Source organism: uncultured Desulfovibrio sp. (genome assembly GCF_944324505.1).
Taxonomy (GTDB): Bacteria; Desulfobacterota; Desulfovibrionia; order Desulfovibrionales; family Desulfovibrionaceae; genus Desulfovibrio.
On record NZ_CALUWO010000001.1, the window covers coordinates 329,040 to 353,948 of the forward strand.

Here is a 24,909-nt window from a genome sequence, read left to right on the forward strand (position 1 = left end):
CCTGTTTCTCACCGTCCTCGGCAAAAAAAAGCACAAACGGGCCGCTCCCCAGGGGAGCGGCCCGTTTGTTGTTATCTGATAAGGGAGAATCCGCCTGGACTTCCCCTGTCTGTATACGCCTAGCAGCTTTCCAGCGCCGCCACAGCAGGCAGCTTGATGCCTTCCAGCAGTTCCAGCGACGCGCCGCCACCGGTGGAGATATAGCCCATCTTGTCGGCCAGACCATAGCTTTCCACGGCAGCCACCGAGTCACCGCCGCCCACCACCACAAAGGCCTTGGCCGCGGCCAGGGCTTCGGCAATGGCGCGAGTCCCCTTGCCAAAGGGGTCGATTTCAAAGGCGCCCACAGGCCCGTTCCAGACCACGGTCGCCGCGTCATTGAGCAGCTTGGTATAGGCTTCCACGGTCTTGGGGCCGATGTCCAGAATCATTTCGTCCGCCGGGACATCGTCAAGGCCATGCACGCTGGCCGTCTGCCCGGGGGCCAGTTTCGGCGCCGTGACCACATCCACAGGCAGGGGCATCATCTTGCCCAGATCGCGGGCCTTCTGCATGATGCGCCGGGCATCATCCATCAGTTCCGCTTCATACAGGGACTTGCCCACCTTGTGCCCTTCGGCGGCCAGGAAGGTATTGGCAATGCCGCCTCCCACGATGAGGCAGTCCACCTTGTCCAGCAGATTTTCCAGCAGCCCCAGCTTGCTGGAAACCTTGGAACCGCCAATGATGGCCACCAGGGGACGAGCCGGGGCATCCAGCACCTTGGCAAAGGCATTGAGTTCCGCCATCATGAGCGGACCGGCACAGCCCACCTTGGCGGCACGGATGGCCCCGTCCGTGGAGGCATGGCCACGATGCGCCGCCCCAAAGGCATCCATGACATAGACATCGCCCAGACCGGCCAGACGCGCGGCCAGATCGGGATCATTCTTCTTTTCTCCCTTGAAGAAGCGGATATTTTCCAGCAGCACCACGTCGCCGGGAGCCACCTTGGCTTCTTCCAGGGTTTTGGCCAGACGCACCGGCTTGCCCAGCAGGCCGGAAAGGTGCTCGGCCACCGGCGCCAGCGAAAACTTGGGATCGAACTCGCCCTCCGTGGGGCGTCCCAGATGGGAAAGCAGGATGACCCCGGCACCCTTTTCCAGCGCCATCTGGATACCGGGCAGGGCAGCGCGGATGCGCTTGTCATTGGTGATATGACCGTCCTTCATGGGCACATTGAGGTCCTGGCGGATCACCACGGTCTTTCCCGCGCAATCCACATCCTTCAGCTGTTTGATGGCCATGAGCCTTCTCCTTGTGGGGCCGCAGCCCCGGATTAGTATGCGATTTACGCTGCCGTCATCCGCCCCGGGCGAAAAACGGCCTTCTCCCCTTCTGCCGGACAGCCGCCGACAAACGCGGGAGCCACAAAACTATGCCAGCAGACGGCTGGCCACGTCTGCCAGATGCTCGGCCGTAAAGCCGAATTGTGCGGCCAGCACCTTGCCCGGCGCCGAGGCGCCATAGCCTTCCATGCCGACCACAGCGCCATCCAGCCCCACGTACTTGCGCCAGTAATCCGCCGCCGCCGCTTCCACGGCCACACGCGCCCGCACGGCAGAGGGCAGAACCTGTTCCCGATAGGCCGCATCCTGCGCATCAAAGCGTTCACAGCAGGGCATGGAGACCACGCGCACGCGCCGCCCCGCCTCGGTCAGCAGGCGGGCAGCCTCCAGGGTGCAGCCCACTTCCGAGCCTGTGGCCAGGAAGATCAGTTCCGGCAGTCCCTCGCAGTCCCGCAGCACATAGCCGCCCCGGGCGATATGTTCCAGCTGCGCCGCCTGGCGCTCCACAAAGGGCACGCCCTGACGCGACAGGGACAGCACACTGGGATGACGGTCACTTTCCAGGGCGCACTGCCAGGCCACGGCGCTTTCCACCGTATCGCAGGGCCGCCACACCTCCACATTGGGCGTCAGCCGCAGGGCAGGCACCTGTTCCACGGGCTGATGTGTCGGACCATCCTCGCCCACGCCGATGGAATCATGGGTGAAAACCCAGATGACGCGAATGCCCATGAGCGCCGCCAGACGCACGGCATTCTTGGCATAATCGGAAAAGACCATGAAGGTCCCCGCATAGGGAATGAAGCCGCCATGCAGGGTCACGCCGTTCATGATGGCACTCATACCGAATTCACGCACGCCATAGGAAATGTAATTGGCGCTGTCCCAGTTGCCCTCCGCAGGCACCAGCGGCACGGACGCGGCCGTCTTGGTGCCCACCGAGCCGGTGAGGTCCGCAGAACCGCCCAGCAGCTCGGGCAGGCGTGCCGTCAGAATTTCCAGCGCCCGCTGGCTGGCCACGCGGGAGGCGACGCCTTCTGCCCTGTCCAGGGCCTGCTGCACGGTTTCGGCAGCAATGGCAGCCCAGTCTTCGGGCAGTTCCCCGGCCATGCGGCGCTCGAATTCGGCCGCCAGTTCAGGATAGGCCACACGATAGGCCGCAAAACGCGCCTCCCACGCCGCCTGCACGGCCCTGCCCTGCGAGCGGCCATCCCAGGCCGCCGCAATGTCCGCCGGGATGGTGAAGGGGGGTGCCTGCCAGTCCAGAGCGGCGCGCGTGGCGGCCGCTTCTTCCGGCCCCAGAGGGGAACCGTGGCAGGCTGCGCTGTCCGCCTTATGCGGCGAACCAAAGCCGATGTGGGTCCTGCATATCACCAGGCTGGGGCGGGCCGTGTCGGCACGGGCCTCGGCCAGGGCCGCATCCAGGGCCGCCGCATCATGCCCGTCCACCGGGCCGATAACCTGCCAGCCATAGGCGCCATAGCGGGCAGCCACGTCTTCGGTGAACCAGCCCGTGACCTTGCCGTCAATGGAAATGCCGTTGTCATCGTACAGGGCAATGAGCTTGCCCAGCCCCCAGACACCGGCCAGGGAGCAGGCCTCGTGCGACACGCCTTCCATAAGGCAGCCGTCGCCCAGAAACACATAGGTGTGGTGATTCACGATTTCGTGGCCGGGCCGGTTAAAGCGGGCTGCCAGCATCTTTTCGGCCAGCGCCATGCCCACGGCCGAGGAAATGCCCTGCCCCAACGGTCCTGTGGTCATTTCCACACCAGGGGTATGGCGATATTCCGGATGCCCCGGCGTCAGCGACGCCCACTGCCGGAACTGGCGGATGTCCTCCATGCTCAGGGCATAGCCCGTAAGATGCAGCAGGCCGTACAGCAGCATGGAGGCATGGCCGTTGGACAGCACAAAGCGGTCGCGATCCACCCACCGGGGATCGGCGGGGTTGTGCTTGAGCACATGGCGCCAGAGGGCTTCGGCCATGTCGGCCATGCCCAGCGGGGCGCCGGGATGGCCGGAACGGGATTGTTCAATGGCATCAATGGCAAGAGCGCGCAGCGCATTGGCGCATTGCCTGCGGGTAGGCATGATGAAACTTCCTCGTGTGGGGGTTAACGGTTGATGGGCTGCCAGCTGGCTGCGGCGGCACAGCGGGCCGTGCCGGCGGCGGAGGCCGCACAACGCACGGCATCCTGAAAGGCGGCATGACATGCCGCATAGGGGGGATGATTGAAAAAGGCCGAGCCGGACACCAGCACATCGGCGCCGGCTTTCACCAGGGCGGCGGCATTCTGGGGGCAGGCCCCGCCATCCACCTGGATCAGGACCGATTCCCCGCCGCAGGCATCCAGCAGCTCGCGCACGGCGCGCACCTTGGCCAGGCTCTGGGGAATGAATTTCTGCCCGGAAAAGCCGGGATTGACGCTCATGACCAGCACCATGTCGCAGTCCGGCGCCAGCCAGCGCAAGGCCGCCACATCGGTACCCGGATTCAGGGCCACACCGGCCCGGCAGCCCAGGCGGCGAATTTCGGTGAGCGTGCGCTGCGGGTGCCTGTCTGCCTCCAGATGGATGACCAGCATGTCGGCACCGGCATCGCGAAAGGCGGCCACGTGCCTGGCCGGCTCCTCAATCATGAGGTGCACATCAAAGAAGAGGCGGGAGCGTGCGCGCAGGCTTTTGATGAGGGGCGGACCAAAGGTGATGTTGGGCACAAAGGCCCCGTCCATGACATCAAGATGCAGCCAGGAAATGCCCGCCTGCTCCAGCGCGGTCAGCTCCTCGCCCAGACGGGCAAAATCGGCAGAAAGCAGCGAAGGGGACAGGATCATGCACAACCCTCCTTGAGCAGCTCAGGGTTTGTCCAGCAGGCGACGAATTTCCCGCAGTTCCGTTTGCAGATGATGCAGAAAGGCCGTATCGGTGCCGGAAGCAGGGGCAGCCGCCGGCGGGATATCCTCCGGCGGGGGAGCGCCTTCCAGCACGCGGCGGGCACCCTCGATGGTCATGCCCTGCTCGTGCAGCAGCTGACGGATGCGCCGCAGCAGGGCCAGATGCTCGTCGGTATACAGGCGCTGGCCCTTTTCGGTACGCAGGGGCGCAAGCTGCGGAAACTCCGATTCCCAGAAACGGAGCACATGGGTCTTGAGCTGCAAAAGCTCCGCCGCTTCGCCGATGCGATAGGTCCGTTGTTCCATCTTCCCAGCCCGTGCAGCATGCCCTGCGGCCCGCGGGCCACAGGGCATGACCGGATAAGCTCAGCCCGGCACAGCCGCCGGGCACAGTGCCCTAACAGTGCCCTAGATGCGCACGCCCAGCTGCTGCACCAGCGATTGTGCCACCTTTTCCCGCTCCTTGTCCACTTCCGCATCCTTGAGGGTGCGCTGGGCATGACGGAAGGTGAGGCGGAAGGTGAGGTTGCGTTCCTCGCTGCCCTCGGGTTCAAAGCAGTCCAGCAGCACCACGTCTTCCAGCAGGGGCAGGTGCATGCCGCGCACATGCTCCAGCACAGCGCCCACCTGCAAGCCGGCAGGTGCAACCACCGTGATGTCGCGGCGCACCGGCGGATACACGGGCAGGGAGCGGAAGCGCACCCGCGCCGCATCGTGCAGGGTGCGCAGCACATCCAGGTCCAGCTCTGCCAGCCAGACATCCTTGCGGGCGTGGAAGGCATCGGCCATGTCGGGACGCACGCGCCCCATGACCCCCACCTCCGTTTCGCCGTCCGCCGAGGGGACGCACACGCTGACGCAGGGCAGCAGGAAGGGATGGTCCGCACACTGGCGGCACACCGGGGCAGACAGGTGCAGGAAGGCCAGGAAATGCTCCACAATGCCCTTGAGGTCCGCATAGTCCATATCCCCGTCCACCTGCGGCCAGGCCGTGTCATAGCGCGAGCCGTACAACAGCACGCCCAGCTTGCCCGTTTCCAGGGCGCCGGTATCGTGCGCATCCGTCATGGGACGGGCATGGAAGACGTGGGCCAGCTCAAAGAGGCGCAGCCCCTGCGCGCCCTGGGCCAGGTTGTTGCGCAGGTCATGCAGCAGCCCCGGCGCAAGCCAGGTGCGCAGCACGTCCTGTTCCGCCGACAGGGGATTCTTGATGGAAATGCGCCCTTCCACGGGCAGATGCAGATGGTCCAGGTCCTTGTGGCCCACAAAGCTGTAGTTCACGGCCTCGTTGAGGCCCAGCCCCGCTCCCCAGCGCTTGATGCGCGACCAGAAGGCATAGCGGGATTCCGGCTCGCCGGCCCGGTCCAGGTCCTGCGTAAAGGACGGCAGCGCCGGCGGAATGGTGTCCAGACCATACATGCGGCCCACTTCCTCCACCAGGTCGGCCTCGCGGGTCAGGTCAGGGCGCCAGCTGGGCTGAGTCACCTTCCAGCCGTCGGCGCCCGTTTCCACATGGCAGCCGAGACCTTCCAGCACCTGGCGGTCAAAGTCCTCGCCCAGATGCACGCCCAGCAGCTCGTCGGCCCGGGCCGGGCGGAAATCCATCACCACCGGCACAAAGGGCCGCGGTTCGGCCACCACCACGCCGGGGCAGACCTTGCCGCCAGCCAGTTCGGCCATCATGGCGCAGGCGCGGTCCAGCGCCCAGCGGCTGCGGCACTGGTCGATGCCGCGCTCGAAGCGGTAGGACGCCTCGGAAGACAGGCCCAGGCGGCGCGAGGTCTTGCGGATGGTGCCCGGCCGGAAGACCGCGCTTTCCAGAAAGACATTGGTGCTGTTATCGTCGATTTCCGTATTCAGGCCGCCCATGACGCCGGCCAGGCCCACGGCGCGCTCGGCATCGCGAATGCAGAGGTCGCGCGCATCAAGGGTACGTTCCTGCCCGTCCAGGGTCACGAACTTCTCGCCGTCTGCCGCGCGGGACACCACGATGCGCCCCCCGGCCAGCTTGTCCAGGTCAAAGGAGTGCAGCGGCTGCCCGCATTCCATGAGGATGTAGTTGGTCACGTCCACAATATTGGAAATGGGCCGCACGCCCACGGCATGCAGACGATGCCGGATGCGCATGGGCGAAGGGGCAATCTTGCTGCCCGTGATGACACGCCCCGCATACAGCCAGCAGAGATCGGGATCGCGAATATCCACCGGGGGAAGGGGCACGGCCGGGCCATCCTCCACCAGGGTATGCTGGGGAATGGTCAGGGGCAGATGAAAGGCCTGGGCCGTTTCCCGGGCCAGCCCCAGCACGGAGAGACAGTCGGCGCGGTTGGGCGTGATGGAAATGTCCAGCACCTCGCTGTCCAGGTCCAGGGTATCCACCAGCCTGGCGCCGGGGACGGCGCTGTCAGGCAGCACCATGATGCCCGTATGATCCTCGGTCAGGCCCAGTTCCCGCTCGGAACAGATCATGCCGCAGCTGGGCGCGCCGCGCAGCTTGGCCTTCTTGATGACCAGTCCCCCGGGCATGGTGGTACCCACCAGAGCCACGGGAACCTTCTGCCCGGCGGCCACATTGGGTGCCCCGCAGACGATGTCCAGCAGCTCGCCCTGCCCGGCATCCACCTTGCAGAGGTGCAGGTGATCCGATTGGGGATGATCCGTGCATTCCACCACGTGTCCCACCACAATGGAGGAAATGGCATCATAGGGACGGAGGATTTCTTCCAGTTCCAGTCCCAGCATGGTCAGTCGGTCGCCCAGTTCCTGCGCCGACCCTTCATAGGGGACAAATTCACGCAACCAAGACAGGGAAAGCAGCATAATATCTCTCGCTGGCCGTGAGGCCGATTATCAGTTGAAATTCCATGCGGGCCTGGATTCCTGCACCTCAGGCAGGGGCCGTACCGGCTTCGCCTCGCGGCCATAGCCGCCATAGGCGCCCGGCCCGGGGCGGTGCCGGGGCTTTGCTTCCGGGGGAGGACGGTCTTCCAGCACGCGACCGTAGGCATCGGTATAGCCCATGCCGCCTTGATCCGTACGGCTCACATCGCGCCCGGGCAGTCCCTCCAGGGGGCGGGGGCCCCCCGGCGGTTCCAGACCGGAACGCCGCGGGCTGAAGGCGGATGCCGCCAGGACGCTCTCTGCGCAGGCATGCCACATCAGCGTGCCTGCCGTGCCGCACAGGGCAAGAACCAGCAGCAGCATGCGCAGCCGGCGCCACACCGGCGCAGCGGCCCTGCTAGGCGAACTGGCCAAGGAAACGCGCGTCATTTTCAAAGAACATCCGCAAATCGCCAATGCCGTACTTAAGCATGGCCACACGTTCCACACCCAGGCCAAAGGCAAAGCCGCTCACGTCGGACGGATAGCCCACCGCCGCATAGACCGCGGGGTCCACCATGCCGCAGCCCAGGATTTCCACCCAGCCCGTGGTCTTGCACACGCGGCAGGGTTCGCCGTTCACATGGCCCTTGCCGCCGCACATGCAGCAGGAGATGTCCACTTCGGCGGAAGGTTCCGTGAAGGGAAAGAAGCTGGGACGGAAGCGCACCTGGGTGGCGCTGCCGAAAATCTCGCGCACAAAGGCGGTGAGAATGCCGCGCAGATGGGCCATGCTGATGCCGTGGCCCACCATGAGGCCCTCGATCTGATGGAACATGGGCGTATGGGTGAGGTCGGAGTCGCGGCGATAGACCTTGCCGGGGCAGATGACCGCCAGGGGCGGCTTGCGGGAAAGCATGGTGCGCACCTGCACAGGCGAGGTATGGGTGCGCATGACCACCTTGTCGCTGACATACAGGGTATCCTGCATGTCGCGGGCAGGATGCTCCGGCGGCATGTTGAGAGATTCGAAATTGTAGAAGTCGTTTTCCACTTCCGGGCCGGAGGCCACGTCAAAGCCCAGGCCGCGCAGCACATCGCAGATTTCCTCGATGACCAGCGTGTCGGGATGCAGGGAACCGCGCCAGGGCAGGCGACCGGGGATGGTGGGGTCAAAGCGGCGCAGGGCCTCGGCCTCGCGGGCCTGTTCCAGCGCGCTTTTGTGCTGCTCGAACAGGGCGGAAAGCTGTTCCTTCACGGCGTTGGCCTTCTGCCCGGCGGCCGGCCTGTCAGCCGGCGCCAGCTGCGGCAGGGCGCTCATGATATGGGCCAGACGCCCCTTGCGACCCAGAAAATCCACGCGCAGGACTTCCAGCGCCTCCAACGAAGAAGCCTGGGCCAAACCCGATTCGAGTTCCGGCACCAGACCTTCCAATGCGGTAATCAGATCCATGCAGTTCTTCCCACTGCCGCAGGGCGGCACGATGCGGCACGGAAACTTCCCGTGCCTTCACAAAAACATACGCGGCACGCCGAAACAGGTCTTGCCTGCAGGGCGTGCCGCGTCACACAGCAAACCGTCCGACAACGCCTGCTACAGCGCGGCCTTGGCCAGTTCCACCACCTTGGCGAAATCATCCTTGTGGAAAACGGCCAGATCGGCGAGGACCTTGCGGTTGAGCGTGATGCCGGCCTTGTTGAGGCCATGCATCAGACGGCTGTAGGACAGACCGTTCAGGCGCGCACCGGCGTTGATGCGCAGAATCCACAGGGTGCGGAAATCGCGCTTGCGGTGCTTGCGACCGATGAAGGAATACTGGAGCGCACGTTCCACGGCCTCGCGGGCGGTACGGTACAGACGGCTGCGGCCGCCGCGAAAGCCCTTGGCAGCGCTCAGATACTTTTTGTGCCGACGATGGGCGGCAAGACCTCTCTTCACACGCATGGGGGAACCCTCCTTTCACCCGGCAGAGGCGGAGGCATAAGCCCGCCGGGGAGTAAAATATCCACACTTTCCGCGCCTGGCGCGGGACGGAATTGAACAGCCCTGTGTCGCGGCTTCCGTCGGCCGCCGGCCCTGTGGGCCTGTGCCCGTCTGGGCGCCTGTCCGGGCATATTGCCCTGCCGGTAGGCGCATGCGCTTGCGCTTCCGGCACATGCTGCCCGCTTTCCGCTGCCGCAGTCACCACCGCCGCAGCCACGCGAGGCAGAACAACGGCACCTAGCCGTTGGGAAGCATGCGGCGCACAGCCTTTTCGTTGGTCTTGTCCACAAGGGTGACCTGGCCCAGACGCATCTTGCGGCCGGGGGCCTTCTTGGTCAGGATGTGGCGCAGGTTCTGGCGACGACGCTTGAACTTGCCGCTGCCGGTGAGCTGAAAACGCTTGGCGGCGGCACGCCGGGTTTTGATCTTAGGCATGATATACTCCTTGCGCGGTAATCGAACGGTCCGTCTCTGGACGGAAAAGGTATAGTGCCCTAAAAGGCAGCCATGCGCAAGCGCATTTTCTGCGCTACTTCTTGGGCACCAGCAGCATCTGCAATGTGCGGCCCTCGGCGCGGGGTTCCTGATCCACCTTGGCCACATCGGCCAGGTCCTGCACCACGCGCTCCAGAATGCTGAGGCCACGATCCTTGTGGACAATTTCGCGGCCGCGGAAGAACACCGTCACCTTGCAGCGGTCTCCCTCCTCGAGGAAGCGGCGGATATGGCGCACCTTGGTTTCAAAGTCATGGTCATCCGTCTTGGGCCGGACCTTGATTTCCTTGATCTGCACCACGGACTGCCGCTTCTTGGCTTCCTGCTTCTTCTTCTGCTGCTCGTACTTGAACTTGCCGTAGTCCATGATACGGCAGACAGGCGGCTCCGACGTGGCAGCCACTTCCACCAGATCCATTCCCGCTTCCTTGGCAAGGGCCACGGCCTCATTGCGCTGCAGGATGCCCAGCTGTTCCCCGTCGGCACCGATGACGCGCACCTCCCGTGCGCGGATCATCTCGTTGCGCCGCACGCCGTCCTGCGGAACGTCGCGGCGCGGTCTCATGTTAGGCGAAGCTATAGCTCATCCCTCCACGTTTGAAAGGCTCTTCCCCGTCCGTGCGGATCATGGCGGCCACTTCCGCCACGGACTTAAGCCCCACGTTCTCCCCACTGCGCAGACGCACGTTGACGCCGCCGGCCTGCGCCTCCTTCTCCCCAATGACCAGAATATACGGAATCTTGGCCAGCTGCGCCTCGCGCACCTTGAAGCCGAGCTTTTCGTTGCGCAGATCCGCCGTTGCCCGGATGCCCTGGGCTTTCAGCTCCTTCAGAGCCTGCGCCGCGGCCTCGTCTCCGGCTTCGGTAACCGTGAGAATGCGGGCCTGTTCGGGCGCCAGCCAGGTGGGCATGGCCCCGGCGTACTGCTCGATGAGCACACCGATGAAGCGTTCCACCGATCCCATGATGGCGCGATGCACCATGACCGGGCGGTGGCGTTCGCCATCCTGCCCCACGTAGGTGAGGTCGAAACGCTCGGGCAGGGTAAAGTCTACCTGAATGGTGGAGCACTGCCACTCGCGGCCGATGCAGTCCAGCAGGCGCACGTCGATCTTGGGACCGTAGAAGGCCCCGTCGCCCTCGTTGATCTCATAGGGCAGGCCGGCCTTCTGCACGGCGCTGATCAGGGCATTGGTGGCCAGTTCCCAGGCCTCGTCGGTACCGATGCTGTCTTCCGGCCGGGTGGAGATGGCCACTTTGAACTGGAAGTCAAACAGGTTCATGAGGTCGCGGATCAGGTGAATGACGCCGAGAATTTCATCTTCCAGCTGCTCGGGCGTGCAGAGGATGTGCGCATCGTCCTGCGTGAACTGGCGCACGCGCAGCAGCCCGTGCAGGGTGCCGCTCTTTTCGTGGCGGTGCACCACGCCCAGCTCGAAGTAGCGCTGCGGCATGTCGCGGTAGCTGCGCAGCTCGTTCTTGAAGATGAGCATGTGCGAAATGCAGTTCATGGGCTTGATGCCGTAGGCATCATCCTCGATCTGCGTGAAATACATGTTCTGGCGATAGTGGTCATAGTGGCCGGAGCGCTGCCAGGTTTCCACGCGCAGCAGCTGCGGCCCCTGCACCATGTCGTAATCGCGCTTCAGGTGTTCGCGCCGCCAGAAGTCCTCGAGGATGGTGCGCATGAGCATGCCCTTGGGCAGCCAGAACACCATGCCCGGCGCCACATCCTCATGGAAGGTGAACAGGCCCAGCTCGCGGCCCAGCTTGCGGTGATCGCGGCGCTTGGCTTCCTCCAGCTGCTGCAGATAGGCCTTGAGACCCTTTTCATCGGCAAAGGCCGTTCCGTACAGACGGGACAGCATGGGATTCTTTTCGTCGCCGCGCCAGTAGGCCCCGGCCACGGACAGCAGCTTGGACGCCCGGGAGAAGCCGGTATGCGGCACGTGAGGGCCGCGGCAGAGGTCGCAGAAGTCGCCGCAGGTATACAGGGTCACCTCGTCCGCATCGATGCCCTCGAGGATTTCCACCTTGAAGGTTTCGCCCATGGCGCTGAAGCGGGCAATGGCATCGGCCTTGCTGACGCGCTGGCAGGTGAAGGGCAGCTGCGCGGCCACCAGCTTCTGCATTTCGGCTTCGATGGCCTCGAAGTCATCGCTGGAAAAGGGCTTTTCCACAAAGAAGTCGTAATAGAAGCCGTTTTCGATGGCGGGACCGATGGTCACCTTGGCCTGGGGATAGAGTTTTTTCACCGCCGCAGCCATGACATGGGCCGTGGAGTGCCGGAGAATGGTCAGTCCTTCCGGGGAATCGGCGGGCACGGGGCGCAGCTCCGTGCAGCCGGCGGGCACAGGGGCCGAAAGGTCCACAAGGCGGCCCTCGGCATCATCGGCACAGATGGCCCGGGCGGCAACCAGCGACTTGAACTTCTTGCCGCTCAGCGCTTCCTGGAGCACAGCGGCAACGGTGGCATCAGCGGCGGCCGCAACGGCCTTTCCTTCCACAAGGATGCTCATGCAAAAAACTCCTTCTCTCATGGCCCGGGGCGCATGATGCAAAAAGAAATGGGGAGGCGAAACCTCCCCATCCTGAAAATTACCGCAGCGCGGCTATAATGGCGGGCACATGGCCCTTTCGCCTGAAGGGAATCACTCCCCGAATCATCACGTTTGGTAGGAACGAGCAGACTTGAACTGCTGACCTCTTCCGTGTCAAGGAAGCGCTCTAGCCACCTGAGCTACGCTCCTACGTGAGGCAAGAGTTCTTTTATATTTCCTTCCGGCTTCCGTCAAGTTCTTTTTGCGGCGAGGGCAAAAAATCTCCCGTTGCCGCGGCCCAGTCAGCGGCCAGGCCGGCCTGTCGGCACCAGTCGGCAAAGGCGGCCTGCGCACGGGCGCTGTACAGGGCCTTGCGATCCTTCTTTCTGGCCCGCTCTCCCAGTTCGGGCATGAGGCCGAAATGGGCATTGGACGGCTGAAAATGCTTGGCCGGGGTGCGCAGGTGATTGAGCAGCGCCCCCAGCGCGCATTCCTGGGGCGGCAGCGGCAGGTCACGACCCTGCTCGCGGGCCACCAGCCAGAGACCCAGCCAGAGGCCGCTGGCCGCCGACTCCACATAGCCTTCCACGCCCGTGATCTGCCCGGCCAGAAAAACCTGCGGCCGGGCACGCAGGGAAAGGTCCGGGGCCAGGGCCTGCGGGGCATTGACATAGGTATTGCGGTGCATGCTGCCGAAGCGGGCAAATTCGGCCCGTTGCAGGCCGGGCACCAGGCGAAAGACGCGGGCCTGCTCGCCGTAGGTCAGCTTGGTCTGGCACCCCACCAGATTGCAGGCCTCGCCATTGCTGGTTTCGGCGCGCAGTTGCAGAACAGCCCAGGGGCGCCGCCCGGTGCGCGGGTCCACAAAGCCCACGGGCTTGAGCGGCCCGAAGGTGAGGGTGCGGGGGCCGCGCTCGGCCAGGGCCTCGATGGGCATGCAGCCCTCGAAATGCCGTTCCTTCTCGAAACCGCGGGCAGCCACCTTGTCCGCCGCCAGCAGGGCTTCATAAAAGGCCATGTATTCGTCGCGCTCAAAGGGGCAGTTGAGGTAGTCGCCCCCTACCTCGCCCTTTTCCTGCCCGTAGCGGGAGGCCCGGAACACCACGGACATGTCCAGGGAATGGGTCCAGACAATGGGCGCGATGGCATCATAAAAATAGCAGTGCCCGGCCCCCATCACGTCGGCCAGCGAGGCGGACAGGGACTCGCCGGCCATGGGACCGGCCGCAATGATCAGGGTATGGAAGCCCTGCAGGCGGCTGTCGTCCAGACTGTCCACGCGGGCCTCCACCCGCTGGAGCGTTGCCTGGGCTGCCACGCGGGCCGTCATGTCCGCGGCAAAGGCTTCGCGGTCCACAGCCAGGGCCTTGCCCGCCGGAACACGATGCGCATCGGCGGCCTGCATGAAATCGCTGCCCAGCGCGCGCATTTCGGCCTTGAGCAGACCGATACCGGAAGTCAGCTCGTCAGAACGCAGGGAATTGGAGCAGACCAGTTCCGCCAGATAGGGGCTGACATGTGCGGCCGACATGCTGCCGGGCTTCTGCTCGAAAAGGGTCACGTCCAGGCCGGCGCGCGCCAGCCGGAGGGCACATTCGCAGCCCGCCAGCCCGCCGCCGACCACAGCAAAACGATGATGCGACACAGGGACTCCTTGAAGAAAGATGTCCGCATGTTGCCCAAGTGCGTGCCCCTTGGCAAGGACTTTGCGCGGGCGCACATTTCCCGGACAGGGCAGCCCCATGCCCCTTGCCGGATGCGGCCTTGTGCGCTAGGGAAAGGCTGTATGCAAACCTCACCTCTTCTCTCTCACTGTCCGGTGCGCATTGCCTTTGTGCGGCCGGAGGCCCGCGCGCTCTATGCGGGTGCGCTGCAACCGGCCACCCGGCATTCCGCCGGCATGGACCTGCGCGCCTGCCTGGATACGGCCGAGGTGCACATCGCGCCCGGCGCCCGCTGCTGCGTGCCGTCCGGCATCAGCGTGCAGCCCGCCTCGCCCTCGCTGGCGGGCTTTCTCTATTCGCGCAGCGGCCTCGGCGCCCGCGACGGCCTCACGGTGGCCCAGGGCGTGGGGGTCATTGATCCGGACTATACCGGCGAAATTCTTGTGGTGCTGCTCAATACCTCCGGCGAGGAACGCATCCTGCGCCGGGGCGAGCGCATGGCCCAGCTGATCTTTCAACCCGTTGTGCGCCCCTGCTGGGACGTGGTGGATCACCTCGAGACCACGGAGCGCGGCAGCGGCGGTTTCGGGCATACCGGGCGCTAGCCCTGTGCGGCCGCGCTGCCGCCATGCCGAAGGGATCACGGGCACACGACAAGCCCCCGGTTCCGGCAAGCCCGCGCACTGCCGCGCCTGCGGCGCCTGCACGAGGGGCGGACACGCCCTTGCGTGAACAGGCGCCTGTTCACATCTTACTGCCGCCTTGCGGCATCCCTGCGGGGAGGAAAACCATGTCGGAAGCTTTTGACGCCATTGTGGCCCAGGAAGAAAACCTGCTCTGCCGTTCCTACAGTCGTTATCCGCTGGCCATTGCCCGCGGCAAAGGGTCCCGCCTGTGGGACGTGGACGGCAAGGAATATGTGGACCTGCTGGCCGGCATCGCCGTCATCGGTCTGGGCCATTGCCATGACGAAGTCTGCCAGACGCTGGCTGCCCAGAGTCACAAGCTCTGGCATGTGAGCAACCTCTTCTATCAGCAGGAACAGCTGGACCTGGCCAAGGTGCTCCTTTCCACCACGCATCACGAAAAGGCCTTTTTCTGCAATTCCGGGGCCGAGGCCAATGAAGCCTGCATCAAGCTGGCCCGCCGCTACATGCGCACGGTGAAGCAGCGCGATGCCTACGAAATCATCACCCTGGGCAACTGCTTCCACGGGCGCACGCTGGGCACCCTGGCGGCCACGGGGCGCGACAGCCTGAGCAATGGCTTTACCCCCCTGCCCGACGGCTTTGCCCAGGTGCCTGCCGGCGATCTGGATGCCCTGCGCGCGGCCATCAGCCCCAAGACCGCCGCCGTGCTGGTGGAATGCGTTCAGGGCGAAGGGGGTGTCCTGCCCCTGCCGGCAGCCTACCTGCAGGGCGTGGAAGCCCTGTGCCGGGAAAAGGACATCCTCTTCCTCTGCGACGAAGTGCAGGCCGGCATGGGCCGCACCGGCAAGTTCTGGGCCTTCCAGAACTACGGCCTGACCCCTGACGCCATCAGCGTAGCCAAGTCCCTGGCCAATGGTCTGCCCATGGGCGCCATGCTGGCCACCAGCGAAGCTGCCCGCGGCTTTGTGGCCGGCAGCCATGCCACCACCTTTGGCGGCAGTGCCCTGGTCAGCGCCGTTGCCTGCAAGACCGTGGAAATCATCCTGCGCGATCACCTGCCTGAGCGGGCGGCCGCCCTGGGCGCCCATGTGCTGGAGGCGGCCACGGCCCTGCAGCAGCGCCTGCCCGGCAAGATTCGCGAAGTGCGCGGTCTGGGCCTCATGATCGGCATCGAGCTGATGGAAGACGGCACCCGCGTCTGGAAGGAACTCATCCAGCGCGGCTTCATCTGCAACCTGAGCCACGGTGTAACCCTGCGCCTGCTGCCGCCCCTGACCATTGCCCAGGAAGATCTGGATGCCTTCCTGCAGACATTGGAAGACATTTTGCAGGGCCGCTAGGACGCCTTTGCTGTTTACAGACGCACAGTCCTGTGCTAATGAAGCTGAATTCCTCTTACGGCAACCCCGCAACAGTGCGGGGTTGCCGCTTGCTTTACCAAGGAGAAAAGCATGGACGTTTTTGATCAGGCCACCGAACTGGAACGACTGGACAGGGAATCCGCCCTGCTGCGCGCCCGCGCCCAGCTAGATCAGGGCGGCCCCGACTGGATCGATGGCGTGGCCTGCTGCCGTGAATGCGGCGACCCCATTCCGCCCAAGCGTCTTGCTGCCCTGCCCGGCGTGGGGCTGTGCCGCAGCTGTCAGGAAGAACGCGAAGCCGGTCATCACTGATACTGCCAGCTGACGCCGCGCAGCGCCAAAGGCTCCGCCCACAGGACGCCCCGTCCGGGAGACATGCCCGGGCGGGCGTTTTTGCTCTGCCGTCGCCGGAAGATTTCCCCGCTGCGTTCTTCCGCTGCCGTACGGCAGCATACGGGTCTTTTCTCCCCGTCGCTTTCCTGCCGCCCGTGTCATCCACTGTCCGCCCACGCTCCGGCCGACTCCCGGCCCCGCTTCCGAGCTGTCGCGGTACAGATGATTCCTCATGGTGCGCCGCACTGTCAGTCCCGCGAAAGCGGCCTTTCCAGACAAAAAAAGGCCCCCTGCCTGCGCAGGGAGCCTTCCGGTATACCGCGGGTATATGACCGGCATCATGCCGGCTGTTCACATCAGAACTGCCACTTCTTGCCGTCGTAACGGATCATTTCATTGAGATTGCGGGTGCGCACGCGCTCGCACTGGCTGCCCTTGAGGGCATCCTGACGGCTCTTGCCGCGGCATTCGTATTCATACTCGCTGTAGCGGATAAAGCCCACATACTGCCCGCTCTTGCCCGGACGCATGTCGGTGGAAACATTGTTCTGATCCACTTCCACATAGGTGGCCACGTATTCTCCGCCCTGCTTGCGCACGGACTTCTGCGCCTTGGAGGGCATGACCGTCCTGGCAGCGCGCCCCACCAGTTCCCGCCCGGTTACTTCCAGATCGGCACGGATGCGCGCTTCTCCCTTGAGGGAAGACGTGCTCGCCGCGGGCTTGTCCGCCTTGGCGGGACTGGCCGCCTCCGCCTGCGCCGGGGCAGGGCTTTCCACCCCGCTGTCCTTGTCGTCCCCGCCGAACAGGGCGCATCCGCCGGAAAACATCAGACCGCAGGCCAGAACGAGAACACATACACGTTTCATGGTATCTCCTGTATCAGGAATTGCGAGAACCCGGCGGAACCATCCGCCGGGTTCTAATCATGGCAAAAGAGTGCAGGGTGTGCGCTTACTTGAACGACAGCTCGGTGCGGCGGTTCATGTAGCGGCCTTCTTCGGTATTGTTGTCATACTTGAAGGACTTGCCCTTGCCGATGGCCGTCATGCGGCTGGCGGGAATGCCCTGCTTGGCCAGGTAGCTCTTCACGGAATTGGCACGATTCTGCGAAAGCTTGGCATTGTAGGCATCCGTGCCCTTGGAGTCGGTCCAACCGGTGAGGATCACGCGCTTGTTGGGGTTGGACTTGATGATTTCGGCGGCTTCGTTGAGGATGCCCATGGCCTTGCCGTCCAGAGCATAGGAGTCAAAGGCGAAGTTGACGCCACGCAGCACGATGACGGTTTCTTCCTGGCAGTAGACGGCCAGCACGAAGCGTTCCACAGCGGCATCGCTGGTGGCCAGTTCTTCAGCGCGCACCACCACGGTGTCGGGGTTCAGGGCAGCCAGGGCCTTGATGTTGGCTTCACCGGTGGGGGTATCCGCCAGGGAGATGATGTGCAGGGTCACACCGCGCTGGGCGGCATAGAGTTCGCGAGCGATGTCCACGAGGTTGAGGCCGCGGTTGTTGTCACCGTCGGTCACCAGAATGACGGCGCCGGGCTTCTTCATGGCGTTGAAGAAGGGGGTGTACACCTGCAGGCCGTCGCCCATGCTGGTCATGCGGCCAAAGGTGTCAAAATTGGACTTCAGCTTGGAAATACCGGCATCCATATCGGCGCGGTTCCAGGGACCCTGTTCGATGATGGTCCCGTTGGGGCTGATGGTGTGCAGACCACCGTAGTAGTCAAGGGCCGGGATGGCGGCATTGACGCGCTTCAGCGCGGTCTTGGCCACTTCCATCTTGACTTTCTTGAGCTGCGCATTCTGCATCATCATGGAACCGGAATAGTCCACGACGAAATCAAAGCTTTCGATTTTCTTGTTGCAGACAGGCGCCGCAGCAGCGGCAACGGCATAGCTGAGCACGAGGGCGGCAGCCAGCACCAGAAGACGAACGGACTTCATAAAGCCTCCCATAAAATGAAATTATTCCTGACAGCCAGGAAACATACCCGCCCGAAGTCCCCTCCCGCTCCTGACGTTTGGGGTACGGCTTCATTTCTGTATACCCGTTCGGAAATCAAACTGCAAGAGATTATTCCATATCGTCATCCTCTCCTGCACTGGACAGGCATGCGCGGCCTGAGGCATACTTGCCGCTGGTGTATCATTATATAATACCATTCACGCACAGGAAGCGCCATGCCCTCGTTGTCTTTTTCCAAATGGAGTCCCAGCGGCAATACCACCCTGCTTTTCCCTGCCGAGGCCGTGCCCGTCGCCGCCCAGGCAGACGTGGCCGGCCAGGCCCTGCAATGCCAGGTGCTGGGGGGAGAACAGGCCGGCTTCCATGATCTGAAGGCACGCCGTCTGCGCATGTCCGGCGGGGAATTCTGCGTCAATGCCACCCGCGCCCTGGGCGCCCTGCTGGCCAGCGGCGAACCCGCCGTGGCACGCGAGCTGGACATGGACGGCAGGCCCGTCACCCCGGCTGCCCGGGACGAATACCAGTATGACGTGCAGGTTTCCGGCTGGCAGACTCCCGTGCACCTGCGGGTGCGCGGCCGGATGCCCGTGTGGCAGGTGGCGGCCGATCTGATACTGCCGAACTGTCCTGTGCAGCAGGTGGCTCCGGGGGCTGTGCTGGTGCGCCTGCCCGGCATTGCCCACCTGCTGCTGGATGCCAGTCACCCCTTTCCCGATGACTACCTGGCAGCCTCGTCGCTGCTGCGGCAGGAATTTTCCCTGGATACCCTGCCGGCCTGCGGCATCATCTGGTGGCGACAGGTGCAGCAGCAGCTGGAGATGATGCCCGTGGTGCATGTGCGCGATGCCGGCACCACCTTTCTGGAAAATGCCTGCGGCTCCGGCTCCCTGGCCCTGGGCCTGCGCCACTGCCCGGCGGGCGAACAGCGGCGCCTTGCCATCCGCCAGCCCGGCGGCCTGCTGGACGTGCATGTGGACCGCCGCGCCACAGAGGCCCGGGCCACGGTGGACGGCCCGGTACAGCTTGTGGCACAGGGACGCCTCTGGCTGCCGGACAAAAACCGCTGAGGCCCGTTCCGCCCGCGGCACCTTCCCACGCCGGCCCGTGCCGCCCGGGTCGGGCGGCTTCCCTTCCGGGCGCTCCCAGCCGTGGGCTGCCCGCTGCCGTCTGTCCGCCCGGTTATGCCGTCTTCAGGCCTCCGGCGGGCTTTTTTTTTCAGCATTCACAAAGGCATCCTGCCTGTGCTTGCACCCCGGCCCCTGCTCGGCTATCATGCCACCCGTCTTATATTTTTTTGCAGGAGTAGCCCCATGCCGACACCCATTCTGGAAAAGGAAAATCTCATTCCGGGCAGAACCAGCAAACTGGTGCTGCATGCGCCGCAGATTGCGCGCAATGCACGGCCCGGCCATTTCGTCATGCTGCGCCTCAGCCCCACGGGGGAACGCTTTCCCCTGACCATTGCCGATGCCGATGCCGAAAAGGGCACCATCACCATCGTCTACCTGGTCATGGGCAAGAGCACGGCGCTTCTGGAGGCCCTCAACGTGGGCGACAGCATTCTTGATGTCTGTGGTCCCCTGGGCCGGCCCACCCACATTGAAAAAAGCGGCACCGTGATCTGTGTGGGCGGCGGCACGGGCATTGCCGCCATGCACCACATTGCCAAGGGACACTGGCGCGCGGGCAATCGCGTTGTCGGTGTCATCGGGGCACGTACCAAGGACCTGCTGCTCTTTGAAAAGGAACTCTCCAGCTTTGCCCATGAGCTGCTCATCTCCACGGACGACGGCAGCTACGGCCACAAGGGCCTTGTGACAGACCTGCTGCGCGATCGTCTGGAAAAGGACAAGAACGTCTTTGAAGTGGTGGCCGTGGGTCCCGTGCCCATGATGGCTGCCGTGGCCGAAACCACCCGCCCCTTCGGCGTGCGCACCACCGTCAGCCTCAATCCCATCATGGTGGACGGCATCGGCATGTGCGGCGCCTGCCGCGTGACCGTCGGCGGTAAGACCAAGTTTGCCTGTGTGGACGGTCCCGAATTTGACGGTCACCAGGTGGACTTTGCGGAACTGCGCCGCCGCCTGGGCGCCTTCCGCGAGCAGGAAAAGATTTCCATCGATCAGTACAGGAGCAGCTATGGAAACTAAGGAAAAGAAAGGCATCGCCCCCCGCGTGGACATGCCCTGCCAGCCCGCCGACGTGCGCGCCCACAATTTCAATGAAGTGGCACTGGGCTATACCAAGGAAATGGCCATGCAGGAGGCCTCCCGCTGCCTGCAGTGCAAAAGCCCCCGCTGCGTGAAGGGCTGCCCTGTGGAAGTGCCCATCCGTGACTTTATCGGCGAAGTGGCCCGGGGCAACTTCGACGCCGCCTACCGCATCATCAAGTCCACCAACAGTCTGCCCGCCGTCTGCGGCCGCGTGTGCCCGCAGGAAAACCAGTGCGAAGGCAACTGTATCCTCAAGGCCAAGGGGCAGCCCGTTGCCATCGGCCGTCTGGAACGCTTTGTGGCCGATAACCACATCGCGTCTTCCGCCTGCGAGCAGGTCACCGGCACCAATTCCTGTGCCATGCCCCTGGGCGGCAAGAAGGTGGCCTGCATCGGTTCCGGCCCCTCGTCCCTCACCTGCGCCGGGGTGTGTTCCTCCGCCGGCCTCAAGGTGGATGTGTTCGAGGCCCTGCACGAGCCGGGCGGCGTGCTCATTTACGGCATTCCGGCCTTCCGTCTGCCCAAGAATGTGGTGGCCACGGAAGTCAACGGCCTGCGCCAGACCGGGGTGGATTTTCACCTCAACCATGTGGGCGGCCGCACCGTGAACGTGGCGGAACTTTCCAAGGAATACGATGCCGTCTTCATCGGCGTGGGCGCCGGTCTGCCCATCTTCCTGGGGGTTCCCGGCGAAAACCTCATCGGCGTCTTTTCGGCCAACGAATACCTGACCCGCGTCAATCTTGGCCGCGCCTACGAATTCCCCAAGTATGACACGCCGGCCTTCCCCGGCAAGCAGGTGACCGTCTTCGGCGCCGGCAACGTGGCCATGGACGCCGCCCGCACCGCCCTGCGCATGGGCGCGGAAAGCGTGCACATCGTCTACCGCCGCACCAAGGCCGAAATGCCCGCCCGCCGCGAGGAAGTGGAACATGCCGAGGAAGAGGGCGTGAAATTCGAAATGCTGGCCGCGCCGCTGCGCTTCAACGGCAATGACGAGCTGCGCCTCACGTCCGTGACCCTCCAGCGCATGCGCCTGGGCGAACCGGATGCCTCCGGCCGCCGCCGCCCCGTGCCGGTGGAAGGCGAAACCTTTGACCTGGAAACGGACCTGGCCATCGTGGCCCTGGGCACGCGCTCCAATCCCATCCTGCTGGATGCCACCGAAGGGCTGGAAAAGACCGAACGCGGCTACATCAAGGTCAATGAGGAAACGGGCGAAACCTCTCTGCCCAATGTCTTTGCCGGCGGCGACATCGTTACCGGGGCAGCCACGGTCATTCTGGCCATGGGTGCCGGCCGCCGGGCCGGGCAGGAAATCGTGAAGCGTCTTACGGCCTAGGGCCGCTCCCGTACCACCACAGCGGGGAGGAAGTATTCCTCCCCGCTTTTTTCAGGATGAATCCATGATCACCATTGACCTGCATACCCATACCCGCTACTCCCACGGCCGCAATACGCCGGATGAAATGTATGCCGCCGCCGAAGCCGCCGGCCTGCGTCTGTACGGCTTCAGCGAACATTCCCCCCGCCCGCTGGGCTACAACTACAGCAAGGAATACCGCGAACAGCTCGCGGCCCATCTGCCCGACTATGTGCGTGAGGTGCAGGCCCTCAAGACCCGCGCCGCCGCCGATCCCGCCCGTTGCCAGGTGCTCTTCGGCATGGAATTCGACTGGCTGAGCGGCGCAGAGGACTTCGTGCGCCAGGCTGCCGCCTCGCAGAACTTTGACTACCGCCTGGGCAGTGTCCACTATCTCCAGACCTGGGGCTTTGACGACAAGGCAGAAGACTGGGACCTGTCGCAGGATGCCTGCGACCGCCATTATGAAGCCTATTTCGCCGCCTGGCGGGCCATGATTGCCTCCGGCCTGTTTGACATTGCCGCCCATCCCGACCTCATCAAGATTTTCAGCGTGCAAAAGTTCCATACCTGGCTGGCCCGTCCCGACAGCGTGGCCCTGGTGCGCACGGCCCTTGGCGAACTGCGCGATGCCGGCATGGCCATGGAAATCTCCTCCGCCGGCCTGCGCAAGCCCTGCCGCGAAATCTACCCCTGCCCCACCATCATGCGCCTGGCCGCCGAGCTGGAACTGCCCGTCACCTTCGCTTCCGACGCCCACAGCGTGGACGACATGGCCTATGCCTTCCCGCAGCTGGCAAACTATGCCCGGGCCTTCGGCTTCCAGGAAAGCGTCTGGTTTGATAACGGCACCATGCACCGTCAGGCATTCTAGACGCCGGCAACCATTCTGCGGTCCGTCACGGGCACACTGCCCCGCACCGGCCCGCACCGCTCTGGGGAGAAGGGCCGCCTTCTCCCCGTTCTGCCCTCCGCAAGGAGACCGGAATGAACGATCTTGTTTTCGTGGACAATGTCAGCCTGTTTCTGCCGGGGGATCCTGCGCACGAATGGGCCTTGCGCCATATCAGCTGGCACATCGGCCGGGGCGAGCACTGCGCCCTCATGGGCGCCAACGGCGCGGGCAAATCCACCCTGCTGCGTCTGCTGCGGGGGGAACTGTGGCCCGCCCAGGGCCGCGTCGTCTGGAACGGCCCCGATGGGCCGGAAGAGGCCCCGCTGGCCGGCCGGGCCATGAGCGCCCTGGTTTCCCCCGGCCAGCAGGAGCAGTACCAGCGCCATGCCTGGTACATCACGGGCCGGGAACTGCTGCTCACCGGCTTTGAAGACACCCCCCTGCTCTACAGCTATTCGCAGACCCAGCGCGAACAGCTGGTGGCGGACATGGCTCGCCGCCTGGATGCCCTGCCGCTGCTGGACAGGCTGGTGCCCGAGGTTTCGCAGGGGCAGCTGCGCCTGCTGCTGCTGGGCCGCGCCCTGGTACGGCGCCCGGCCCTGCTGCTGCTGGACGAATGCACCGACGGTCTGGACGATGACCACCGCCAGCGTTTTCTTGCGCTGCTCGACGAGGTCAGGGAAGACAGCACCATCATCATGAGCACCCACCGCCCGGATCAGCTGCCGGCCTGGTGCCGCCGCATTCGCTGGGTGGATGCCGGGTGCCTCATGCCCCCGGACTGGCAGCCGCCGCACGACGATGACGACGATGGCGACGCGGACACTCCACCTTCTCCCCTGCCCCGCTGTGCCCGCGGCCCCGCCGGCAACAAGACCAGCGGCAAAACTGGCGGCGAAACCGGCGGCAAGACTGACGACGGGGCAGACGTTCTGCTGGACGTGCGCCATGCCACGGTCTTCATCGACCGCAAGGAAGTGCTGCACGACATCTGCTGGCAGCTCCGCCGGGGCGAGCACTGGCGCATCACCGGGGCCAATGGTTCGGGCAAGTCCACCTTTCTGCGCATGCTGGCCGGTGACGAATTTGTGGCCGATGGTGGCAGCATCAGCCGCTTTCTACCCGGACAGGGTGGAAAAACCGTGGTACTTTCCGACATCCGCAAGGCGGTGCGCCTGGTCAGCGACCTGTCACAGGCCCTGTACGGCTACAATCTTTCGGCCCTGGAGCTGGTCTGCTCCGGCTGGGACAATACGGTAGGCAACTATCGGGACTATTCCGCCGCCGAGCTGGAAGAAGCCCGCGCCGTCATGCGCCGCCTGGACTGTCTGTCCCTGGCGGAAACCTCCATCCGCCTGCTGTCCACGGGCCAGCTGCGCCGTCTCTTTCTGGCCCGCGCCCTGCTGGGCGGTCCCGACATCCTGCTGCTGGACGAACCCTGCTCCGGGCTGGACGAGCACGGCCGGCATCAGTACCTTGCCCTGCTGGACCGCCTGGCCACGCAGGGCATCCACTTTGTCTTTGTCTCCCATCTGGCCAGCGACGGACCATCCTGCCTCAACCGCACGGCACATATGGAAGACGGCCGCCTGCGCATCGTGTCCTAGGGCCTCTGGCAGCATTTCTCAAAAAACGGGATGCCCGCCTGCGGACATCCCGTTTTTTTCTGTGGACCTGATCCCGGCTGTGCCGCCGGCCTGGCCTACGACTCGTGGCGTTCCTTTTCAAAGGGATTTTCCAGCGGTTCCGCCGGCTTGCCCCGCCCCAGACGCGCACGGACAAGCTCGATGGCCACGGGCAGCAGGGAAACAAGCACAATGCCGTAGACAATGATGCTGAAATTGGCCCGCACCCACGGCAGATTGCCCAGGAAAAAGCCCGACGACACCAGGCCGCCCACCCACAGGACACAGCCCAGCACATTGAAGGAAAAGAACTGACGCGGACACATGAGGGCCACCCCGGCCACAAAGGGCGCAAAGGTTCGCACAATGGGCACAAAGCGGGCCAGCACAATGGCCTTGCCGCCGTGGCGCTGGTAAAAGGCATGGGCCTTGAGCAGATGTTCCTTCTTGATCAGCCGGGAATCACGGGAAAAGATGGCCGGCCCCACGTGGCGGCCTATGGTATAGTTGGTGGCATCTCCCAGGGTTCCGGCGGCCAGCATGACCAGCATGACCGTGGGGTAGCTCATGTGGCCGGTACCGGCCACCACGCCGGCGGCAAAAAGCAGGGAATCACCGGGCAGAAAGGGCGTTACCACCAGGCCGGTTTCGCAGAAAATGATGACAAAGAGAATGGCATAGATCCAGATGCCGTAATTTGCCACCAGCTCGAACAGGTGGGCGTCAATATGCAGAATGAAATCCACAAGATGGGAAAGCAGTTCCATGG

At 64.3% G+C, this 24,909-nt stretch carries 23 protein-coding genes and 1 tRNA gene; 8 read left to right on the forward strand and 16 right to left on the reverse strand.

The features are described from left to right. Positions 1-119 precede the first annotated feature (119 nt). The 13 genes from Q0J57_RS01600 to trmFO all read right to left on the reverse strand — a co-directional run bounded on the left by Q0J57_RS01600 (position 120) and on the right by trmFO (position 13,808). A complete protein-coding gene (locus Q0J57_RS01600; protein ID WP_297216210.1) occupies positions 120-1,286 on the reverse strand; it encodes a phosphoglycerate kinase in 1,167 nt (388 codons plus the stop codon). Between the two features lie 129 nt (positions 1,287-1,415). After that, positions 1,416-3,422 (reverse strand): transketolase, encoded by a 2,007-nt coding sequence (tkt, locus tag Q0J57_RS01605; RefSeq protein ID WP_297216213.1) that lies wholly within the window; start codon positions 3,420-3,422, stop codon positions 1,416-1,418. A 23-nt stretch (positions 3,423-3,445) separates the two neighbouring features. Beyond that, entirely contained in the window at positions 3,446-4,165 is a 720-nt protein-coding gene (rpe, locus tag Q0J57_RS01610) for a ribulose-phosphate 3-epimerase (RefSeq protein ID WP_297216216.1), read from the reverse strand. Between the two features lie 21 nt (positions 4,166-4,186). Then, complete coding sequence (locus Q0J57_RS01615) at positions 4,187-4,531, reverse strand: MerR family transcriptional regulator (protein WP_297216218.1); 345 nt, start codon at positions 4,529-4,531, stop codon at positions 4,187-4,189. A gap of 102 nt (positions 4,532-4,633) precedes the next feature. Further along, positions 4,634-7,045, reverse strand: coding sequence for a phenylalanine--tRNA ligase subunit beta (gene pheT, locus Q0J57_RS01620; protein WP_297216220.1), 2,412 nt, complete (start codon positions 7,043-7,045; stop codon positions 4,634-4,636). 30 nt (positions 7,046-7,075) lie between these two features. Then, the gene (locus Q0J57_RS01625; protein WP_297216223.1) at positions 7,076-7,429 is read right to left on the reverse strand and encodes a translation initiation factor IF-2; all 354 of its coding nucleotides are present in this window, start codon (positions 7,427-7,429) and stop codon (positions 7,076-7,078) included. 34 nt (positions 7,430-7,463) lie between these two features. Then, positions 7,464-8,498, reverse strand: a complete 1,035-nt coding sequence (gene pheS / locus Q0J57_RS01630) for a phenylalanine--tRNA ligase subunit alpha (protein WP_297216226.1) — start codon at positions 8,496-8,498, stop codon at positions 7,464-7,466. 141 nt (positions 8,499-8,639) lie between these two features. Further along, on the reverse strand, positions 8,640-8,990 hold the full coding sequence (rplT, locus tag Q0J57_RS01635; RefSeq protein WP_297216229.1) for a 50S ribosomal protein L20: 351 nt from the start codon (positions 8,988-8,990) through the stop codon (positions 8,640-8,642). Between the two features lie 276 nt (positions 8,991-9,266). Then, on the reverse strand, positions 9,267-9,464 hold the full coding sequence (gene rpmI, locus Q0J57_RS01640) for a 50S ribosomal protein L35 (RefSeq protein ID WP_297216233.1): 198 nt from the start codon (positions 9,462-9,464) through the stop codon (positions 9,267-9,269). A gap of 94 nt (positions 9,465-9,558) precedes the next feature. Beyond that, the gene (gene infC / locus Q0J57_RS01645; protein WP_297216235.1) at positions 9,559-10,089 is read right to left on the reverse strand and encodes a translation initiation factor IF-3; all 531 of its coding nucleotides are present in this window, start codon (positions 10,087-10,089) and stop codon (positions 9,559-9,561) included. A gap of 1 nt (position 10,090) precedes the next feature. Further along, a complete protein-coding gene (thrS, locus tag Q0J57_RS01650) occupies positions 10,091-12,043 on the reverse strand; it encodes a threonine--tRNA ligase (protein ID WP_297216238.1) in 1,953 nt (650 codons plus the stop codon). Positions 12,044-12,197: 154 nt separating this feature from the next. Beyond that, positions 12,198-12,274 (reverse strand) — tRNA-Val (locus tag Q0J57_RS01655). 19 nt (positions 12,275-12,293) lie between these two features. Then, positions 12,294-13,808 carry a methylenetetrahydrofolate--tRNA-(uracil(54)-C(5))-methyltransferase (FADH(2)-oxidizing) TrmFO gene (trmFO, locus tag Q0J57_RS01660; RefSeq protein WP_363315447.1) on the reverse strand — a complete coding sequence of 505 codons (1,515 nt, stop codon included), beginning with the start codon at positions 13,806-13,808 and terminating at the stop codon, positions 12,294-12,296. 42 nt (positions 13,809-13,850) lie between these two features. Between trmFO and dut the strand changes: the two genes are divergently transcribed. The 3 genes from dut to Q0J57_RS01675 all read left to right on the forward strand — a co-directional run bounded on the left by dut (position 13,851) and on the right by Q0J57_RS01675 (position 16,051). Continuing rightward, entirely contained in the window at positions 13,851-14,333 is a 483-nt protein-coding gene (gene dut, locus Q0J57_RS01665) for a dUTP diphosphatase (RefSeq protein ID WP_297216243.1), read from the forward strand. Positions 14,334-14,518: 185 nt separating this feature from the next. Then, a complete protein-coding gene (locus tag Q0J57_RS01670) occupies positions 14,519-15,718 on the forward strand; it encodes an aspartate aminotransferase family protein (RefSeq protein ID WP_297216246.1) in 1,200 nt (399 codons plus the stop codon). Positions 15,719-15,829: 111 nt separating this feature from the next. Beyond that, positions 15,830-16,051: a TraR/DksA family transcriptional regulator gene (locus Q0J57_RS01675; RefSeq protein ID WP_297216249.1), complete on the forward strand. Its 222-nt coding sequence runs from the start codon at positions 15,830-15,832 to the stop codon at positions 16,049-16,051. Positions 16,052-16,428: 377 nt separating this feature from the next. Here the strand turns inward: Q0J57_RS01675 and Q0J57_RS01680 are convergent, their stop codons facing one another. Together Q0J57_RS01680 and Q0J57_RS01685 are read right to left on the reverse strand one after the other, a co-directional pair. Then, the gene (locus Q0J57_RS01680; RefSeq protein WP_297216252.1) at positions 16,429-16,941 is read right to left on the reverse strand and encodes a translation initiation factor 2; all 513 of its coding nucleotides are present in this window, start codon (positions 16,939-16,941) and stop codon (positions 16,429-16,431) included. An 85-nt stretch (positions 16,942-17,026) separates the two neighbouring features. Beyond that, positions 17,027-18,022 (reverse strand): OmpA family protein, encoded by a 996-nt coding sequence (locus tag Q0J57_RS01685; RefSeq protein WP_297216254.1) that lies wholly within the window; start codon positions 18,020-18,022, stop codon positions 17,027-17,029. Positions 18,023-18,259: 237 nt separating this feature from the next. Between Q0J57_RS01685 and Q0J57_RS01690 the strand changes: the two genes are divergently transcribed. The 5 genes from Q0J57_RS01690 (at position 18,260) to Q0J57_RS01710 (ending at position 24,122) form a co-directional block, all read left to right on the forward strand. After that, positions 18,260-19,111 (forward strand): hypothetical protein, encoded by an 852-nt coding sequence (locus Q0J57_RS01690; protein ID WP_297216258.1) that lies wholly within the window; start codon positions 18,260-18,262, stop codon positions 19,109-19,111. Between the two features lie 243 nt (positions 19,112-19,354). Beyond that, positions 19,355-20,194, forward strand: coding sequence for a sulfide/dihydroorotate dehydrogenase-like FAD/NAD-binding protein (locus Q0J57_RS01695; protein WP_297216260.1), 840 nt, complete (start codon positions 19,355-19,357; stop codon positions 20,192-20,194). Then, positions 20,184-21,599: an NADPH-dependent glutamate synthase gene (gene gltA / locus Q0J57_RS01700; RefSeq protein WP_297216262.1), complete on the forward strand. Its 1,416-nt coding sequence runs from the start codon at positions 20,184-20,186 to the stop codon at positions 21,597-21,599. The genes Q0J57_RS01695 and gltA overlap by 11 nt, the downstream gene beginning before the upstream one ends. Positions 21,600-21,663: 64 nt before the next feature. After that, positions 21,664-22,494, forward strand: coding sequence for a histidinol-phosphatase (locus tag Q0J57_RS01705; protein WP_297216265.1), 831 nt, complete (start codon positions 21,664-21,666; stop codon positions 22,492-22,494). Between the two features lie 113 nt (positions 22,495-22,607). After that, positions 22,608-24,122, forward strand: a complete 1,515-nt coding sequence (locus Q0J57_RS01710) for an ATP-binding cassette domain-containing protein (RefSeq protein WP_297216268.1) — start codon at positions 22,608-22,610, stop codon at positions 24,120-24,122. Positions 24,123-24,217: 95 nt separating this feature from the next. Here the strand turns inward: Q0J57_RS01710 and Q0J57_RS01715 are convergent, their stop codons facing one another. Further along, complete coding sequence (locus Q0J57_RS01715; protein ID WP_297216271.1) at positions 24,218-24,907, reverse strand: DedA family protein; 690 nt, start codon at positions 24,905-24,907, stop codon at positions 24,218-24,220. Positions 24,908-24,909 lie beyond the last annotated feature (2 nt).